This window comes from Pseudobutyrivibrio sp. OR37 (assembly GCF_900113655.1).
GTDB lineage: Bacteria > Bacillota > Clostridia > Lachnospirales > Lachnospiraceae > Pseudobutyrivibrio.
Genome location: NZ_FOQF01000030.1, coordinates 21,221 through 40,182 on the forward strand (window position 1 = coordinate 21,221; position 18,962 = coordinate 40,182).

The following is an 18,962-nucleotide window of genomic DNA, read 5'->3' on the forward strand; positions in this document are numbered from 1 at the left end:
TAATTTATCTAATAGTCCTTTTGATGCTATCCTTAAAATCCATTAAGCCCTTGAAGAGCTTCATACCTGATTTCTCACCGAAAGCTCTATTTAAACTACGCATAAGGACAATATATTTTGTACTCTTTTTATCGTGCCAGCTGGCATCAAAATGATGAATTGAATACGTATTATCTGTAATATTAATCAGCCCTGTAGCCCAGCTCTTCGGGCAAAAATATTCTGTAGGAAAAATATCTATATCTGCAACCTTTTGTCTTTTGCCATCCTGCTTTAAGCCATGCCTTAACAGCACCTTGGTGCATAACCTGGGGCTTTCAATATTTTGAAGCTTGCCATCTACCATTTCGTATGGCTCGTCCCCATCATAGCAGGCAAGCATTTCCTTTAGGATAGGAAGATGTGGCATACAGCCAAAGCCCTGTCCATCATTGACCACCTGATCATTTTCAAATCCTTTGAAGGCCTTCAGCTCACAAAGTGGCGAAAGATCCTTTATCACTTCAACATCAGTATCCAAATAAATCCCACCGTGTTCATACATAATATCTAGCCTTGCGTAATCTGGAACAAAAGCCCATTTTTTATCTGCATAAGCCTTCTCCATATAAGGGTGCTTGTGGATATCGTAATTAGTTTCATTCCACTCTTTTATTTCAAAATCCGGGCAGTACTTCTTCCAGCTTTCAATGCATTTTAAAACTGATTCAGGTTTTTGATTATTGCCAAACCAACAGTAATGTATGGTCTTTGGAATTAACAATTCGCTCATTTATGTGATCTCCTTAATTGAAGTAGTTCTCTATTTAACATATAATCAAAATATGAAAAAAACGATTACAACAATAATTCCATTTTTTAATAACGCAACCGCTCTTCCAAGAATGCTTGATAGTATATTTGCTGGCTCTGTAGTGCCAGACGAAATCATTCTTGTAGATGATGGTTCTACGGATAATTCAAAGCAAGTGGTTCAAGGCTACGCTGTAAATCATCCACAGATTAAATATATTTACAAGACCCACAGCGGTGTTTCTGCTACTAGAAACACTGGCTTGTCCCAGGCTTCCTGCAATCTGATTAGCTTTCTTGACGCTGATGATTACATTGAGCCTGATATGTATGAGACAATGCTAGAGCTTTTCGATGATAACTGTGATTGTGTAGTTTGCGGATATTACACTCATAAAAATAATGTGGTAACCGCTTACAACGGCTATCAAAAGTCCACATTAGACTCCAGTGAATTTATCAATGCAATGTTCACTTCCGATGATATCAGAGGCTTTTTATGCACCCGATTATTTAAAGCAGAATTGTTACAAGGCCGCCTGTTCAATACCGATATAAGTGTCTGTGAGGATTTGCTGTTTCAATTTAATCTGTTCCTTGACCACAGCCTATCAATCAAATATATCAACAAGTCTTTTTATCATTATGTACAAAATGACAATTCTGCCACCGCTAGTCTAAACCTGATAAAAGACGGCTCCTACATATATAAGCCTGCTTTTGATTTGATGCTAAGTATGGCAGATGATGCATATATTCCAGCCATCATCACAGCCTATAATGATACCCTTGAATACAGCATGTACACATTGCTTAAAAGCTACCGAAGCGGCTGCGACGTATTATCGCATATACGAATCATCCAAAGGCTCTTAAAGGAAATACCATATTCTAAGAAATCCTTACACAGGCTAGCGTACTGCTATTGTCCTGTTTTCTATAGCTTTACATTGCCCCATGAATTTTGACGCCATCTTAGGCGTCCTTCCTCATGAGGGCGATTTATATTAATTTCCAATCCGCTGACGCAATCCAAATCGATGCCATCATCATAAGGACTTAAGGCAAATAAAGTATAGAATGTCTTATAGTTGCCATTCATTATCCTGGTTAAATCAACTGATACCTTAAAGCTTCCTGTATCATTAGCTTCCCCACCAGCAACATCATAAAATACCTGTGTTGCAAAAGGGCGGCCTACCTTTTCATCTATAAGCTCTACCCTGCAGCCAACTTTTGTGACTGGTTTATTGCATATATATTTGAAATTAATATCTAGCTTGTCTGAAACAACTTCATCATAGGAAGAAGACCCATATTCTGCCCATGTAAGTCTGATATCATCACGCTGCAACCAGCCTGGTCTGATATATTTTGCAAAATCGGCAGTTGTATTAGTCTTAACCTCAGATCCGTTGTAAAGCTTAATCGCCTCATCAACAGGACCATCAAAAGCAAGTTTGCCGTGGTTAAGCACTAAACATCTATCACATAATGTGCTTACCGTATCCATATTGTGACTGACATAAAGCACTGTTCTTCCTTCGTTTTTGGCAATTTCTTTCATTTTATTCAAGCATTTGTGCTGAAACTTAACATCCCCAACTGCAAGGACCTCATCCATAATCATGATGTCTGCATCCAAATGAGCCGCCACTGAAAATGCAAGCTTTACATACATACCAGATGAATATCTCTTGACTGGCGTATCTATAAAATCCTGACATTCAGAAAATTCTATAATGGAATCAATCTTTTTATCGATTTCCTGGCGTTTCATTCCAAGGATAGAGCCATTTAGATAAATGTTTTCACGTCCTGTAAGCTCTGGATGAAAGCCTGTTCCAACCTCTAGCATGCTGGCCACTTTGCCATCGATACAAATGCGCCCCCTGGTAGGAGTAGTGATGCGAGATATAAGCTTGAGAAGCGTAGATTTGCCTGCCCCATTTGAGCCGATAATGCCCACACATTCTCCTTTTGATACCACAAAAGACACATCATCTAATGCACTGAAATATCTATTGTGAAGCTTGGCTACATCTACTTCATTCATTTTTGACTTGTTCAAACGAAGCTTTAAGGCATCCTTTAGGGTGTCGCCACTAACAGCGCCTAGCATGTAATCCTTGCCTACATTTTCAATTTTTAATACTAAGTCTTTGTTATCTGTCATTGTTTTTATACCATTTTCTATGATATTTAGTAGTGTTTTTCAATTCATTTAGCTGCTCAGCTATGCTATCAGCTGATGAATCCGACAAATTATATCTAATATGAAAATCTATTAATAATTTATATACCTGCGAGAAATTTTTCTTCAAGGCTTTATTTAGCTTGCCATCGGTGTATAAAAATTCTGCAAGCTTGTAAATACGTGGCAGTATAGATTCTGGGGCTGCTGTCTCTATAAGTGAGCCTGGCCTGATTCGGTAATTATACAAAAGATTGCACAACACATAGATTTTTTCCACGTGCATCATGTACTGAATGGCAAAACACAAATCCTCCGCAAAAACCTCCACAGTATTTTGAAACAACAGTTTCTCTCTTTCTATAATGCTTCTTTTATAAATCATTCCCCAGGCTTCCCACCCTAGGCTATAATTTAAAAACTCTTCACTGATAAATTGATTTCTTTCTTTTTCCGAAGTAAATTTTATGAGATTGTTTTCAACAGCGTACAGCTTTTTGCTAGTCCTTTGTCCACGCAGGTCCACTCTGTTGTGATTATATGTGTATAAATCTGCATCTACTTTCGCCATGGCTTTATCAAGACACTCCAGCAAGTCCAATGAAACGAAATCATCACTATCCACAAATACTATCCAATCACCCTTTGCAACTAATAGACCTGTGTTTCTTGCAGCTGCAAGGCCTCCATTTTCCTGATTGATTATTTGATAGTTTCTTTTAGATTGCTTCATATAGCTTCTGCAAATGGTTTCTGATGAATCGGTGCTTCCATCATTCACAAGTATGATTTCGTAATCATCAAAGGTCTGGTTAACTATAGTATCCAAACATTTTTCAAGATATTCTTCCACGTTGTAAATAGGAACAATAATACTGAATTTCATTTAAATCTCCCTATATCTCTTCTATATAATATCTATAAAATTCTTTTCTGTTTGGTTGAAAGCTACTACAGCAACGGCGCCAGCGATTATCGTAAATACGATACTATATAGTAATGCCATATAATTTATTTGCCCCGAAGCTATCACACAATACCTAAAAGCCTCCACTAAGGATGACATAGGATTTATATAAACAAAATTCCTAATAGCTTCTGGAAGCTGATTTGTAGTATACATAACAGGCGACAGGTACATAAGAACTGTAATCGCTATACCTGTTACATGCGTAAAATCACGATATTTGATGGTAAGACAGGAAACTATCATTCCAAGGGCCGCTCCAAGCACACCTGCAAGCAGTGCCAGTGGTAGAATTCCAATAATCCTAATCGAAATCATTTCCACATCACCATTTAAATAAAAGGCCAACCATACGCAAAGTGTCACCAAAAATTTAATACCATTTCTAATCGCATTAAATAATATATTTGAAATAGGCATAATCAGCCTTGGGAAATAGACCTTTCCAAACAAATAGCTATTATCCATCAAAACCGAGGTATTGCTGGTAAAACAATTTGCAAAGAAATCCCAAACAACACTTCCTGCCATGTAAAATAAAAAGTATGGCGTACCATCTGTATCGAAATTTCCAACATATCCAAATACGAACGAAAAGATACCTGAATTGATTATGAGATTGAATATCAGCCATAATGGCCCCAAAATAGTCTGCTTATACTGAACTTCGTAATTACGTTTTACTAAAGTCCACACAAGCTCTCGATATTTAATTATTTCTCTAACCGGGATACTAAAAAGTGGTGCCTTAGGCTCTATCACGGTTGACCATTCTTTTTCCATCGCTATTCCTCAATAAGCTTTTCTATTTCTTTTATTCTTTCTTGATATGTAATGATAGATTTTCTTTCTATAATTTTATTCTTGTAATATTCATGAAGCTCTGGATTATCTAGTACTCTCTTCATTGCTTTGTAAATGGCTATAGCATTTATTGGCATAACAATTCCGTATTCACTATCTCCAAGTAGCTCTCTAACTCCTGAGCAATCAGTAAGAAGCATAGGAATGTCAAGTACGGCTGCTTCCTGACTCACCAATGAATACCCCTCGTACAATGATGAAGATATAAACCAATCTGCAATAGCCATGTACTTGTAGGAATTACTGCGGCCACCAATAAACTTTATGCTGCTCACTTTTGTTCTCGCCAAAGCATCATTGATTCGTCTGGTTTCCTCGCCCCATTTTTCGTGAGCACCTACCACAATCACCTCGAATTTGTAGCCTTCATCCTCTAGTGCTTTGCAGGCCTCAATCAAAAGAGTGTAGCCCTTTTGTTCGTTTAAACGCCCTACTGAAACAAACCTGACAGGCTGCTCTTCCTTTGGTAAATCTAATGAATCTATATCTACAACTGGCTCTTTGGCCATCTCTATTACATTTTCTACATTTATGGGATTGTATTTAACAATTAGATTGCCTGGATCTCCAATTACATCACAAATACCCTTTTTGATATCCTGGGAAACGCAAACAATTCCTTTGTACTGTTGCATTGCTTCTACTTCACCCTGGGCGCTGCCAAATGCGCTCATGGTATAGTAATGGTTATTGTAATCTGTATGATTCCATGCATATTTAACAGGGATTTTGTACTTAAGAGCAGACCACATGGTGCCCCCATCCTTCATGCATAGCATTACATCAAATCCCATTTTTTCGATTCTTCGAACGATAGTAGCCCCGTAGTATCTTCTGTTTAAAGAGCTTAATGCGTGAACAAATATATTATTTTTATATTCCTTTGGAACACTCTCTGAAAGATACTTTACGTCCTTTGGATATACATCATAAAATCTGTCATCATATTTATATGACATTACTGTGATATCGTATTTCCCATGCCACGCCATCACCAGGTCGTACATAAGCTTTTCAACACCACCGCCAAAAACCAAATCATTCATCATAAGAATCTTTTTTTTCATAATCTATTTCTAGCCCTTCAAAATCTGATATATGCCTCTGAAGAAATAAAACACTTCAAAGACTCCTGTTCTTAAACACATATATCTCAATGTGCTAATTTTTTTTGCCTTATATATCTCTTTTAACATTCGCTGAAATTCCACACTTTGTATGTCATCTCTGAGAGTCTTTTTGGCAGCAGCAAATGTCTTTTCGTATCGATGCTCTTCGTACAATGCCGTCAGCCTACTAATCCAATCACTAATAAAAATGGCTTTGACAACAAGTGTATTATCAATCGTTACATTCTTTTGATTTACTTCCCAATTAATAAACCTTCTGTATATAGCCTTAGTATCTTCCAAATCCATATTGTGATATGAAATAGAAAGGCTGTTGTTAGTCCGCTTCACATAATGATATAGTGGCCTATTAATCATTCCGATATTTCCCAAATCAGCATCAAGGTAATCCAGATTAAACTTAAGATCCTCCCCAATGTGGATTTTCTCGTCAAAAAGAATATTGTTTTTTTTGATTAGTTCCAAATTGTAGCATTTGTTAGTGACGAAGTTGAATAGCTTAAGCCAAGCTAATGTCGCCGCCGAGCTGCGGGAAAGAATATAATTTTCACCTTCAATATATCCGTGAGCAACCTCTAAAATATACGTCTTATCGCCCACATATTTATTGTATTGATTGTCAAAAAACATTCCCGTACATATAAAAGCTACCTGCTTTTCCTGCCACTCATGCAATGCTTTTACATAGGATTCCACCAAATCTAATTCTGGTACATCATCTGCATCAAAAAAGACTATATAATCCCCTGAAGCATTATGAATGCCTTTATTTCTTGTGGTGGAAACACCCTTATTAGGATGTCTAAATAGTTTGATTCGAGAATCCCTATTGGCAAAGGTCTGCAATATGGAAAAAGTACTGTCACTAGAACCATCATCCACTATCAGAATCTCAAGATTGGTGTAGGTCTGATTAATGGTAGCGTCAAGACATTCAGATATAAAATTTTCAGAATCACAGGTAGGTATCACTACCGATATTTTTGGATTAGCATTCATAATTTAATATTTAATATAATTCCATAACCAAAGAGCTGTACGCTTTTTGCTTCCCTCAATCTTTGGGACCCCATCATCTAGCAAAAACTTATATTCCCGGTGTAGGTGCCTCCTTAAATCTTTATCTTTTGCATTTCTGTAAACGTACTTAATATATTCCAAAATTACGATACGACTGTATTCCACCAGATTCTTCTCCCCTAAATCTGTGAAATAATCCATCCTATCTAGAATTGCATCTAGATAATCCTTATATCTGTTTACAAGTCCCTCGGCCATTATTCCCTGGTCTCTTTGATAATATTTATAATAGGTATGAGGGACGTAGGTAACTATCTTTGATTCATAAAGAAGCTTGTAGGTAGTAAATTCATCCTCATGTAGCTTGCCATAAGGGTATCTAACTCCTGTAAATAAATGCTTTTTATATAGCTTGTTCCAGGCAACAGTGCAAATATTATTAGTAGTCATCATTTGAACAACAGCCTCTGTTCCATCCCAAATGCCAGGTGCTGTGCTGGTAAATCTAACCTCTGACTCATCGCCGCTGAAATAGCCATCTGTCAAATGTGAAAAACCACAGGCAACTACATCTGCCTTTGTGCTATCAGCTACAGTAAGTAAGTGTTGTATTGTACTAGCTTCTATATAGTCATCCCCATCTACGAAAAAGATATACTCCCCCGATGCTATATCAATTCCTACATTTCTAGCTGAAGAAAGGCCTCTATTTTTTTGATGAAGTACCTTGACGCGAGAGTCTTTAGTACCATAGTCATCACATATCATTGAGCCTTCATCTGTAGAACCATCATCCACAAGGATTAGTTCTATATTGGTGTGAGTCTGAGCAAGTATGGAATCTATACAGCGTGGCAGAAAGGATGCCACATTGTATACTGGCACAATTATCGAAACCAGTTTTTCTTCCATATTCGTATCTTTTAGGAAACTCATCAGGTTGTCATAGTATGTTTCTATGTTAAACTTGTCATTTTTATTTGCCAGATTTTGACATTTCCTGCAAAGGCTTTCTCGCATGGTAAAATCCGAAGCTACAGCATCCATGGCATGAGCCAAATTAGGTATAAAATCCTTATTTTTATCAACGATTATGGCCATGTCACCAACCACTTCCGGAATAGCTCCTGAATTAGTAGTGATAAGTGGCAAGCCTTTTGCAATAGTCTCCAGAGCCACCAGCCCAAAAGGCTCCTCAGCGATAGTAGGCATAACTACTGCATCATATTCACTATATTTTTCTGCAAGCTCGAAGGTAGCTATTCTTTTCTTACATTTAATAGTGCCCCTAGATTTTTTGGCAATCTTTAGCACTTTTTTTTCGTATCTGGTGGGCTTTGCAGAAAAACCTATTATATCCAATGTGGCATCTGCGCTTACTTTATCAAATGCCTGTACCAGCTCTAGCACACCCTTTTCAGAGATGATTCTGCCTACATAGAGGAAACGGGTGGGGCTAGTATTCTTTAATGTCACAGGTGAGTATTTTGAAAAATCAATTCCGTTGTAAAGCAAGTAAACCACAGCCTTTGGAGCATATTTTAATATCTGTGATTTAATATAATTACTTACCGCTATGAATTGCACTCCATTTGCTGCAAGCTGTTTACAGTACTGTGGACTACGGTATACATCTATATCATTATGCATGTGAAAGTAGATAGGAAAGCTGTGTCCATCATTTCTAATCTGCACTATTTCAAGGGCAGTAGACATTTGATTTTCTACTATCACTGCGTCATATTCTTTCTCAATTTCTGCTAGCCTAGACTTAAATGCCCTAGCTATTTCCATGTCCAAGATTCTAAATCCGTTAGGAAAAAATCTACGATTAAATATATCTATAAAATTGTCAATTTTAGTATCAAAACTAGTTGGGAAAATCGATATTATATTAGTGTTTTTAAAGGAAAAATTTGAATAGGAAGTATTGGCGATTGAATACAAATCAATCGCCAACTCCTTAGAAGTTTCATTTGCATTTATTAAATGTGTAACCAATTCCTCAACAGCACCACCATTTACCGCTGGTACTGGTAGGATACATGGTGTAATAATTGCTATATTTTTCATGACCCGCTTAAATAGCCTTGACCCCGCATTTATAAAGCTGAATTGTACGTTTTACAACGTCATCCCAATTGTATTTATTAAGAATAAAACTTGCTGCCTGTTCCTTGTATGTCTCTACTTTTGTTTCATCATCTAACAATTCGATCAGTTTATTCTTGAGATCCTCAACGTCGCCCTTCTTAAATGTAATACCCTTGTCTTGAACTACTCCTGCTGTTTCGTTGATATCGCTTACCAAGCAGCAATTGCCATAGCTCATTGCCTCTAGTAATGAAATAGGCATTCCCTCTACATCACTAGGAAGCACATATAAATAAGCATTTGAATAAAGCTCATCCAATACTTCACCCTGCTGAAAACCTAGAAGCATTATTCTGTCATCATCACGTGCTGCCTTTTTAATTTTAGCAACGTAGTCATTGCTGTGGCTAGTACCACCAACAATAACCAGCTTTTTATCTGTACGAATCTGCTTATAAGCCTTGATGAGATAATGCAATCCCTTTTCTGGCACTATACGCGCCAGAAATAAAATGTAATCATCTTTCTTCAAGCCAAATTTTTCAGTGATAACATTGGCTCCAAGCACATCTGGCTGTGAAACACCGTTAGGAATAAGGGTGGCCTCTCTTCCGTAGGTATCCTTAAAATATTGTTTGTTACCTTCTGATAAAACTATGAGCTCATCTGCATATTTAGCTGCACATTTTTCTCCGAATTCAAGATATTTGGTGGCGAAACCACCCCATTTAGCACGCTGGCTATCAATACCGTGAATGGTAGCAACTGTGTGAATCCTAAACAAATGTGGAAGCCAAAGCATTGCGCATGGGCCCGAAGCATGATAGTGAATTACATCGTAATGGCAAAACAATGCATGAATGGTAGCAAGCACTGAATATATCACCGCATTTAAGCTCTTTCTTTCTGAGGTAGGTACGGTGATAATGTGAATGCCATTGTATTCTTTAACCTTTTTGACATCATTTTCAGCACCTGAAACATGATGCCCCGCCCTGTTATAAGCATATACTTCGTGGCCTTCAGAAACCATCTTAGTAGCGAGCTCTTCCACTACTATTTCGATGCCACCTTCTCGCGAAGGTATACGCTTATGACCTATCATAGCTATTTTCATTTCTTTCTCCCTCAATATAAAAAACTAATTAATGTTTCTTAATATAAATGAATGTAAGGCAAGCTGCACCAGCAAGAACTATTGCTGCAACTGCTTTTCCAGCCAATGAAAGCATTCTATTTCCAGTAGGAACAACCTCTTCCTCTGTCTCCTTGCTAACAAGGATTCTGTATGTACCAAGTGATGTACTTACCTCTTTGCCATCTATATCTGTGTATTCAAGAGTTACTTTTATCTCCTGATCACCATCCTGAACGAATGTAACATAGAAATCTTTATTGTAGCTCTTACCAGCATATACTGTATCAAGCTTAATTGACTTACTGCTATTAGAAACATTTCCTTCGATAACAAGCTTAGCATCAGTAATGTTTACTTCACTGTTATTAGCATATCTAAAGCTGAGGAGTGATTTACCATTAACTATAGCATGTGACGATAAATCGATTGATTTAACACCAAGTGTAGTTCCGCCTGAAGCAGGAATTACGATTGTAGAAGAATTTGCCATTTTGTTGTTCAATGTCATGTAATCAAACTGGCAAGTGATATCTACAGAATCTACTCTGAAGAAAGAGCTTACAGTAACAGGTACTGAAACTGTCTTGGTCTCACCTGCACCGATTGTACCTACATAAATCTGATTATCAGTACCATATACAGGATAAATCATTCCTGACGCACTGGACATTGTCATAATAATGCTGGTTGCGCTAGAGCTGTTGCTAGTGTTGTGTAGATTAAAATTTACTGTAACATCCTTACCAGCCTCAAGCATTCCACCATCTATTGTGTAGCTTTCTACCTCTACTATAGCAACAAGAGAACCTTCTGCTGGTGTTGGTTTTTCTTCAGCTGATGCTTCTGAATCCTGTTCAGCCTGTGTTGCTGGCTCCTGGATTTCTGTTGCAAAAGATACAAATGATGCGTTAGCCCCTACTATAACCACTGCGAAGAGGCAAACAAAAAGTGACTTTAAAATTGAATTAATCTTTTTCATTATCCTCTCCTCTACTTTGCCTTTTTATTGTTCTTTTTAACGTATTTTTCATTGCGGAAGTAATCATAATCCTCACGGTATGTAACATACTGCTCCATATCCATTTTGTTAATGATTGTTCCAATCACATTGACATTAGCTTCTGCTAATGTATTAGCTGCTGCATAAAGGCCCTTTTTGCTGGTGCCATTGATAGCAGATACAAGGATGGCTGCATCAACACTAACTGCCATAACCTTGGCATCCATAGCAGCATTTACTGCTGGCATATCATATATGATGAAATCGAATGATTCCGCAAGCTCTGCACGAGCATCATTCATCTTGCTAGAGCAAAGTAATCTGACAGGATTATCAATAAGCTCACCACATGGGATGTATGAAAGATTTTCAGTAGTAGTCTCTGTGATGATGTTATCAAGAGCAACTCTATCCATAAGATAATCTGAAAGGCCTTCAGATGTATTTTCGTTAAGTCTCTTGTAGCGATTTTTCTTTCTCATATCACCATCGATAAGAACCGTCTTGTAGCCTGCCCCCGCAAAGGCTGCTGCTAGATTGATAGCTACTGTAGTAGTTCCATCACCTGTTTCACATCCGGTGATAACAAAGCTCTTATAACCATGCTGCTTTTTAAGAATATGAATATTCATAACAGCCTGATCAAATGCATCGTTAAGTATATAATTATCATTTCTGTAAATATCTAATTTTTTCACCACTTCTTCTCCTATTCTTTGTAATCTGGAATGATACCAAGTACAGGAATATTCTCCCTGATAGTTGCTTCGCGTACTGTACGTACCTTTCTATCAAAAATCTCACAAGCAACAACCACAAGGCAAGCTAATACGGCGCCTACTAAAGCAACAAAAAGTCTGTTCTTCCATGCTTCAAGCTGTGCGTCCCTTGTCTTTTCGTAAGAAACAGCTGAATCAAGTGTCTTAACTGCATCTGTGCTAAGGATACTCTCCATTTCAGTTGCGTATGATTCTGCCATAGCATCTGCAATCTCCATAGAAAGAGCAGCATCTGCAGTAGTTGCTGAAAAAGTAATGATTGTAGCCGAACTATTCATGAAATTAGTAGTAGTACTAGAAGCAGATTTTGTACCAGATGTGTATACAGCAACTGAATCCTGTACATCTTTAGCTGCTATATCACTACGTCCAACGATAAGAGCTGCTCTTTGGCATACTCTGTATGATTTTGCTACATCAAGATATGCATTCATGGCTGTAACCGCATTAGCCGCATCTGTAAAAGTGCCATCCGCCTGAGCATAAACTGTAGCGTTAGCTGTGTACATATCCTGCCCAATATCAAGTGTGAGGCCAATGCCTACTATAAAAAATAATGCTGCAAATAAAGCAATAAATTTTTTCTTTTTAACTAATGCTCTAAGGCATCTTCCCACATCAATTTCTAACTCATTTTTGTACATTTTTCTATCCTCTCCGTATAAAATTAGCGCACTATCGCAATCTTCTAGATTATATCATCAGAATTACAATATGTACATTGATATTAGACCAAATAATTTTAATCAAAGTTTTTAGTTTTTTGTCTATTTTTACATAATTTTTACTAATGTGTATTTTATCAATGCTATATAGCTTTGTTTTAGGCTTTTGTTCTGATATAATTCAAATGGATTTAGGAGAGTTTTTATGTTAGGAACCATTATATTAATCACTTTTTCCGCAGCACTTTTAGCTGCTAATATCATTTGTTTTATAAAGAAAAAATATCTGTATCTGTTTGTTCCGTGTATGCTTTTTTTACCGGAATATTATGGTGTAGATTTAGGGAATGATTTCCCTATTTTCACTGTCGCCAGAATGATGTTTATAGTGTTTTACCTTTATGCATTTATTAACAGAAGGCGAAGCTTTACCTTAAAGGGGAGGAATATAAAATCTGTACCAAAGGAATTCTTGCTGATTGGCGGATATTTTGTATTTAGAATATTTTCTAATCTATATTATGCGGGCACCTATTCTCAGGCTGTAAAAACAATCTTTTTAATCATATTTGAACAGATGCTTTTTTTGATTGCTTTTTATATGCTAGCGCCTACCAAAGAAGAAATAGACAAGCTGTTTCTTGTAATTGTAAGAGTGGCAACTGTATTTTTTATAATAGGTATATTCGAAAGCGTTTCATTTGTTAGGCCTTTCGATTCACTGTATACTGTAAGCAGATCAGTAATCAACGAACACTATGTGCGATTAGGATTGCTTAGAGCCACCACCACCTTCGGTATGCCAGGACTATACGCAAATATGTGTGTGCTTGTTCTACCTATAATTATTTATATTTATAATCTGTATCACAAGAAGAGATATTTAGTATCTGTATGGTTTTGCATACTTGCATTGATTCATACTGGTTCTAGAGCTGATTTCTTTTATTTACCTGTAATTTTTCTTGTATATATATTGGTTTTTATCAAGGATAAACAGCGCCTCATCCCATTTATCAAGCATACTGCTGTAATATTACTCAGCCTATTGCTTTTCATCGGAATTACATGTGGCGGCAATCCGTATTTTAAATACTTCTATGTGGGCACTGGAAAATCTATACTTAACGAAGTAGGATTTGATTTTGATTTGAATGAAGGGGCTCCTGAAGGGGTGAAGGGATATGGAGGAAATGACAAAGCTAATGGTGCTAACCAAGGCGGGGTTGGATCCAGAAAAGTACAGCTTTCCGGAATCACATACACTCTTAACACTTCTCCAATATTTGGTTTAGGTTCTGGTGCGTTAGAACGAAAAGAAGTGAAATATCGTGTTTACGACAAATGGCTATCTCGACCTGCAATTGATGTAGGAATTGTAGAAGTGGTGGCCTATGAAGGGTTGCTTGGGTTAATAGGTATTTCCTTATTGCTGATTGCACTGTTTATGCTGGCTAGAAACAATCTTACATATCTGATGCTCGGTTTAGTGTATCTACTGACTACATTAAATACTGTTAATATGTATTCATTCTTATTACTTTTTGTTGCGATATTTATGATGGATTATAAAGAGAGAACCTCGCTTGGGTAAGCGAGGTTCTCTTATTTATACTATCGAATTCTATTTTCAAGATACCACAAAACTATTCCACAGTATTCCTTTAGATTGCCTTTATCATCTCTACTGAGATAATGCTGATATATTTTGCGCAAATCTCCATTAGACCATGTGCCACTTTTCTTTCTTTTACACATTATTCTAATGAATTCATCATATACAGCCTTACGATTTTCCTTAAGGAAATATGTTTTTGAATTAAGATTTAATGTTTTGTTTAAATCTTTATTTATCTCTTCATTATCAGAATAAATCTCACCTGTCAAAGTATTATACTTTATCAACGAAATTAATGTAGCATCTCTTGGGTCTATTGTAAGTTTCTCACTTTTCCTGTTAGAATCACATGTTAATTCAGAAGATTTTGTATCTTTCTCATGTCCATAGCAACACCCGAGCATATTATTATAATTTAGCCGCTCATAATCTGTAAGCTTTTCTTCAGGTATCCAATGCTCTATCTTCATAGCATTTTCAGAAATTCTTTGCATACAATAAGCACATAAATTTCCCTGTTCATGCAGTAAAGACTTACGTATATCATCTTTACATTCTGTCTCTAATCCAGCATAAGAGGCACCAATTTTTTTCTTATATTCAGTAAGTGACTTCGGCTCTTGCCCCTTCTTTATATATATCATAATAAATTACTCCGTAAACATCTTTTCTAATTCAAGGCGCTCCCTACATTTAACAACCATTGGATGTTCATCCCCCAGTTCCCTTTTCAAAGCCATCAAATGTTCTTCTGCTTCATCTAGTAGCTGATTATCGATAGAACGATTAAAATCATTTACTATTCTGTCTACTGCACTAGGTAGTGACTGCGCTTTCTGATAATTTTCCAGTGTAGCATTCACATCTAAACCATACATTGAAGTACGATAATAATAATCTTCCTCATCAATATCTATGATATTAACATTTTTTGCCGATGCAATGATAATAGGCGCATGTGTTGTTGCAATAAACTGAACATTTGGAAAGACATAACGAAGTGCTTCTATTACATTCCATTGCCATCTTGGGTGAAGGTGCATATCTATTTCATCAATCAGAATAACTCCAGCAGTCTTTGTAATTTCAAATCCATAATCAGGGTTCAACACAGCCATACGATATGCTATATCAAATACCATCCAGATAAGAGATTGATATCCTGCACTTAATTGATTAACAGGCAAAATATCATTACCAGCAGAGTACATTATTTCCTCTAGCTGATGATCATAGAATATCTCATAGTCCCCCCTAAGTACACCACTTTCCATGATACTCATGAACTCTGCTACGGCTTTTTTGGCAGCTTCATATTCAGCAATCTTTTTTTGCATCCTAAAACTAGCTAGTTCCATTTTGACACACCAGTTTTTTAACCTTTTTATATTAGATGCTTCACCAAGAGCATCTCTATATCCCAGGCTTCTATCCTGCTTATTACCCTTAGTGATTTTTGTATCGTTCTTTTGAGACCACACACGAGCCGCAGCCTCATATACAATAATAGGTAATTCACCGCCTTCTTTTGTGGATAATTCTTCTGCCAATTTTACTATTTGTCTAGGCTGTATTGTACTTCTAGATGCATTAACGCTATTTCTGGTTCTAATCCATTCAATTTTTTGATTATGAATTGTTGCATAACAAGTAACCTCGACAGGAGTATGTGTAAGCTTTATACACGAACCATCGCCTGCTCGCTGATACTCTGCACGTATTTCATCAATAGAAAAATGTCTAGAATACACATTTGGAACTCCAGCAATAAAGCCTCCCAATCCTACAGATATCGCCTCTAGAATAGATGTCTTTCCCTTTCCATTCTCACCAATAACAAGATTAAAGCCAGGCTTAAAATCAAAATTTCTATATTCTATTCCTCTAAAATTTCTAATTTCAATACTATTTAGTATCATACTGTTCTCCACTTAATAACGATAATGTACCAAATAAATTATAGTAAATGTTGATATTTAGCGCAAGGAAAGAAGTACTTGGCACGCCCATATTCAATTTTAGTATCAAGCTTCCACCAATAATTATCTCGAAAGGTTGGTCCGCAAAGTCTTGCTAATATTGCAAATAATATGTATGAGTAGGATTTAATATTACAAAACCTTTTTGCAAGCGCGTAATAATGCGATTCATCAGATTGAGAATATACATTTTGTCTTTTAATAATATTGATTTCAGCCAGAATAAAATCTCCCTTTTGTTTATTTCAAGGATATTATATTGGGTAACGCATGTGCAATCAAGATTCTCAATATAAAAATGCCCCCTTACTGAACTTTTCATTGTCCAGTAAAGAGGGGACATATCATTCTAAATACTGTCTATTATATTTATATTCCTTTTTCTTTACAGTAATCCTTGAAAGAAGCATTTACCTTATCCTTATCTGAAAGAATTAAATCTGCCTCTGTCATTCCTTCTGGAATAGGCCACTGTACATTGATATCAGGGTCGTTAAACATAAGACCGCCCTCATCATTTGGATGATAGAAATCTGTTACCTTGTAGCAGAATTCTGCATAATCAGAAACTACTAAAAAGCCATGTGCAAATCCCTTTGGAATCATGAACTGCTTCTTATTTTCTGCTGAAAGAAGGATTCCGTAGTGCTGACCAAATGTCTTAGAACCTTCACGTAAATCTACAGCTACGTCGTAAACCTCACCTGAGATTACACGGACAAGCTTATCCTGTGGGAAGTTCTTCTGGAAATGTAATCCACGAAGTACGCCCTTCTTTGAAGCTGACTGATTGTCCTGAACGAATTCGTAGTCAAGGCCTTCTGCCTTCATATCGTTTTCATTATAAGTTTCCATGAAGTAACCTCTGTCGTCACCAAAAACCTTTGGAGTGATGACGCAAAGTCCTTCAATACCATTTACATTTTTCTCAACTGTAATTGCCATTTTAATTACTTCCTTACTTTAATTTTCCACCTCATCAGTCACCTGCGGTGACAGCTTGTCTCGCCTCCCGGCTCGGTCGTTGCTAAACAGGCTCCACTGGAGCCTAGCAACCCTCAAGGGGAAGCCTTTATAGTCCATTTGCTACGTCTACGAGATATTTGCCGTAGTCTGTTTTCATAAGTGGCTCGGCGAGCTTTAAAAGCTGCTCTTTGTCGATGAAGCCGCGCTTGTAGGCGATTTCCTCGATGCATGATACGTACATACCCTGGCGCTTCTGGAATGTGCTGACGAATTCGGCAGCTGCAAGAAGCATGTCGTGGTTTCCTGTATCAAGCCATGCAAATCCACGGCCAAGTGTTTCAACGTGAAGATTGCCCTTCTCTAAATATGCGTTGTTTACTGCTGTGATTTCAAGCTCACCACGCGCCGATGGCTTGATTGTCTTTGCGATTTCTACAACTGAATTGTCGTAGAAGTAAAGACCTGGAACAGCGTAATTGCTCTTTGGCTGAGCTGGCTTTTCTTCGATAGAAATAGCTACGCCGTTTTCATCGAATTCTACTACTCCGTACTCTCTTGGGTCACGTACATAGTAACCGAAGATAGTAGCACCTGGCTCGCTCTCAGTGCGCTTTGCAGCTGAAAGAAGAACCTTTGAGAATGACTGGCCATAGAAAATGTTATCGCCAAGTACGAGTGCAACAGCATCATTTCCGATGAAATCTGCACCGATGATAAATGCCTCGGCAAGTCCGTTTGGAGCTTCCTGAACTGCATATTGAAGTTCCATTCCAAGCTGACTTCCGTCTCCTAAGAGCTCCTTGAAAACTGGAAGATCTCTTGGTGTAGAGATGATAAGAACCTCTCTAATACCTGCAAGCATCAATGTCGATAATGGATAGTAAATCATTGGCTTGTCATAAATTGGCATAATTTGTTTTGAAATAGCTTTTGTAAGTGGATAAAGTCTGGTTCCAGAGCCACCCGCAAGAATAATACCTTTCATTTACATTTCTCCCATTCTAACTATACTAAATACTCTTTTAATGCATCCTTCCAATCAGCCATCTTATAGCCGCTTGTTAAACGAAGCATATAGTTATCTAAAATGCTGTAGTGTGGTCTGTCGGCACTAGCAGGATTCATACGCTTGTACTCCTCACTAGTAACGTGGTTGACCTTTACATTAACGCCCTTAAGCTTAAAGATTTCCTCTGTGAAATCCGCCCAGTTTGTATCACCTTCACAGGTACCGTGGAAGATTCCATAGTTGTCTGTAGGCTCAAGATGATGAATCATTCTAGCAAGTTCTGCTGCTGATGTAGGTGAACCAAGCTGGTCACATACTACTGAAAGCTCGTCATGTGTCTCTGCAAGACTAAGCATTGTCTTAACAAAGTTCTTTCCATCGCCGTAAAGCCATGCTGTACGAACGATAAACCACTTATCAGCAAACTGCTGAACGAATTTTTCGCCTTCGTATTTTGTTTTGCCATAAGCACTGATTGGTGCTGGCTGGTCAAATTCTGTGATAGGCTTTGTTGCATTGCCAGGGAAAACATAATCTGTGCTGACATGAACAAGCTTGGCACCAACCTTTTTAGCCGCAATAGCCAGGTTTCTAGGGCCAAGTGCATTAAGCTTATATGCAAAATCCCAGTCCTTTTCACAACCATCTACGTTTGTAGCTGCTGCGCAGTTGATGATTACATCAGGCTTTTTATCCTGAACAAAATTTAGAACCTCGTCCAAATCCATAATGTTAAGAGGAGAAATC

At 37.4% G+C, this 18,962-nt stretch carries 17 protein-coding genes and 1 pseudogene; 2 read left to right on the top strand and 16 right to left on the bottom strand.

Annotated elements, in window-relative coordinates; translation table 11 throughout:
• Nucleotides 1–4 precede the first annotated feature (4 nt).
• Complete coding sequence (locus tag BM097_RS12950; RefSeq protein ID WP_090550810.1) at nucleotides 5–772, bottom strand: glycosyltransferase family 32 protein; 768 nt, start codon at nucleotides 770–772, stop codon at nucleotides 5–7.
• 52 nt (nucleotides 773–824) lie between these two features.
• On the opposite strand from BM097_RS12950, the gene BM097_RS12955 reads away from it, so the two are divergent.
• Nucleotides 825–1,760, top strand: coding sequence for a glycosyltransferase family 2 protein (locus BM097_RS12955; protein ID WP_177197467.1), 936 nt, complete (start codon nucleotides 825–827; stop codon nucleotides 1,758–1,760).
• Here the strand turns inward: BM097_RS12955 and BM097_RS12960 are convergent.
• From BM097_RS12960 to BM097_RS13005, 10 genes and pseudogenes are all read right to left on the bottom strand, one after another.
• Nucleotides 1,730–2,794 (bottom strand): annotated as a pseudogene (locus tag BM097_RS12960) (ABC transporter ATP-binding protein); the annotation flags it as partial. The gene BM097_RS12955 and the pseudogene BM097_RS12960 sit on opposite strands and share 31 nt — an antisense overlap.
• 163 nt (nucleotides 2,795–2,957) lie before the next feature.
• A complete protein-coding gene (locus BM097_RS12965; protein WP_090550824.1) occupies nucleotides 2,958–3,872 on the bottom strand; it encodes a glycosyltransferase family 2 protein in 915 nt (304 codons plus the stop codon).
• Between the two features lie 21 nt (nucleotides 3,873–3,893).
• Nucleotides 3,894–4,736 carry an ABC transporter permease gene (locus BM097_RS12970; RefSeq protein WP_090550828.1) on the bottom strand — a complete coding sequence of 281 codons (843 nt, stop codon included), beginning with the start codon at nucleotides 4,734–4,736 and terminating at the stop codon, nucleotides 3,894–3,896.
• Between the two features lie 2 nt (nucleotides 4,737–4,738).
• On the bottom strand, nucleotides 4,739–5,884 hold the full coding sequence (locus tag BM097_RS12975; protein WP_090550833.1) for a glycosyltransferase: 1,146 nt from the start codon (nucleotides 5,882–5,884) through the stop codon (nucleotides 4,739–4,741).
• Nucleotides 5,885–5,893: 9 nt separating this feature from the next.
• A complete protein-coding gene (locus tag BM097_RS12980; protein WP_090550836.1) occupies nucleotides 5,894–6,946 on the bottom strand; it encodes a glycosyltransferase family 2 protein in 1,053 nt (350 codons plus the stop codon).
• 3 nt (nucleotides 6,947–6,949) lie between these two features.
• Nucleotides 6,950–9,040, bottom strand: coding sequence for a glycosyltransferase (locus tag BM097_RS12985; protein ID WP_090550842.1), 2,091 nt, complete (start codon nucleotides 9,038–9,040; stop codon nucleotides 6,950–6,952).
• Between the two features lie 7 nt (nucleotides 9,041–9,047).
• A complete protein-coding gene (locus BM097_RS12990; RefSeq protein ID WP_090550846.1) occupies nucleotides 9,048–10,178 on the bottom strand; it encodes a glycosyltransferase family 4 protein in 1,131 nt (376 codons plus the stop codon).
• Nucleotides 10,179–10,206: 28 nt separating this feature from the next.
• Complete coding sequence (locus BM097_RS12995; RefSeq protein WP_090550850.1) at nucleotides 10,207–11,178, bottom strand: COG1361 family protein; 972 nt, start codon at nucleotides 11,176–11,178, stop codon at nucleotides 10,207–10,209.
• An 11-nt stretch (nucleotides 11,179–11,189) separates the two neighbouring features.
• A complete protein-coding gene (locus BM097_RS13000; RefSeq protein WP_090550854.1) occupies nucleotides 11,190–11,897 on the bottom strand; it encodes a CpsD/CapB family tyrosine-protein kinase in 708 nt (235 codons plus the stop codon).
• A gap of 11 nt (nucleotides 11,898–11,908) precedes the next feature.
• Complete coding sequence (locus BM097_RS13005; protein WP_090550860.1) at nucleotides 11,909–12,622, bottom strand: Wzz/FepE/Etk N-terminal domain-containing protein; 714 nt, start codon at nucleotides 12,620–12,622, stop codon at nucleotides 11,909–11,911.
• 226 nt (nucleotides 12,623–12,848) lie between these two features.
• Between BM097_RS13005 and BM097_RS13010 the strand changes: the two genes are divergently transcribed.
• A complete protein-coding gene (locus tag BM097_RS13010; protein WP_090550865.1) occupies nucleotides 12,849–14,237 on the top strand; it encodes a hypothetical protein in 1,389 nt (462 codons plus the stop codon).
• 20 nt (nucleotides 14,238–14,257) lie between these two features.
• Here BM097_RS13010 and BM097_RS13015 read toward each other — a convergent pair whose 3' ends face one another.
• The 5 genes from BM097_RS13015 to rfbD form a co-directional block, all read right to left on the bottom strand.
• Nucleotides 14,258–14,905 carry a retron system putative HNH endonuclease gene (locus tag BM097_RS13015; RefSeq protein ID WP_090550869.1) on the bottom strand — a complete coding sequence of 216 codons (648 nt, stop codon included), beginning with the start codon at nucleotides 14,903–14,905 and terminating at the stop codon, nucleotides 14,258–14,260.
• A gap of 6 nt (nucleotides 14,906–14,911) precedes the next feature.
• The gene (locus BM097_RS13020; protein ID WP_090550875.1) at nucleotides 14,912–16,180 is read right to left on the bottom strand and encodes an AAA family ATPase; all 1,269 of its coding nucleotides are present in this window, start codon (nucleotides 16,178–16,180) and stop codon (nucleotides 14,912–14,914) included.
• A 429-nt stretch (nucleotides 16,181–16,609) separates the two neighbouring features.
• Nucleotides 16,610–17,185, bottom strand: a complete 576-nt coding sequence (gene rfbC / locus BM097_RS13025) for a dTDP-4-dehydrorhamnose 3,5-epimerase (protein WP_090550879.1) — start codon at nucleotides 17,183–17,185, stop codon at nucleotides 16,610–16,612.
• 127 nt (nucleotides 17,186–17,312) lie between these two features.
• Nucleotides 17,313–18,191, bottom strand: a complete 879-nt coding sequence (rfbA, locus tag BM097_RS13030; RefSeq protein WP_090550883.1) for a glucose-1-phosphate thymidylyltransferase RfbA — start codon at nucleotides 18,189–18,191, stop codon at nucleotides 17,313–17,315.
• Between the two features lie 20 nt (nucleotides 18,192–18,211).
• Nucleotides 18,212–18,962 (bottom strand): dTDP-4-dehydrorhamnose reductase (gene rfbD / locus BM097_RS13035; RefSeq protein ID WP_090550888.1); only part of this gene is annotated, 751 nt, incomplete at its 5' end.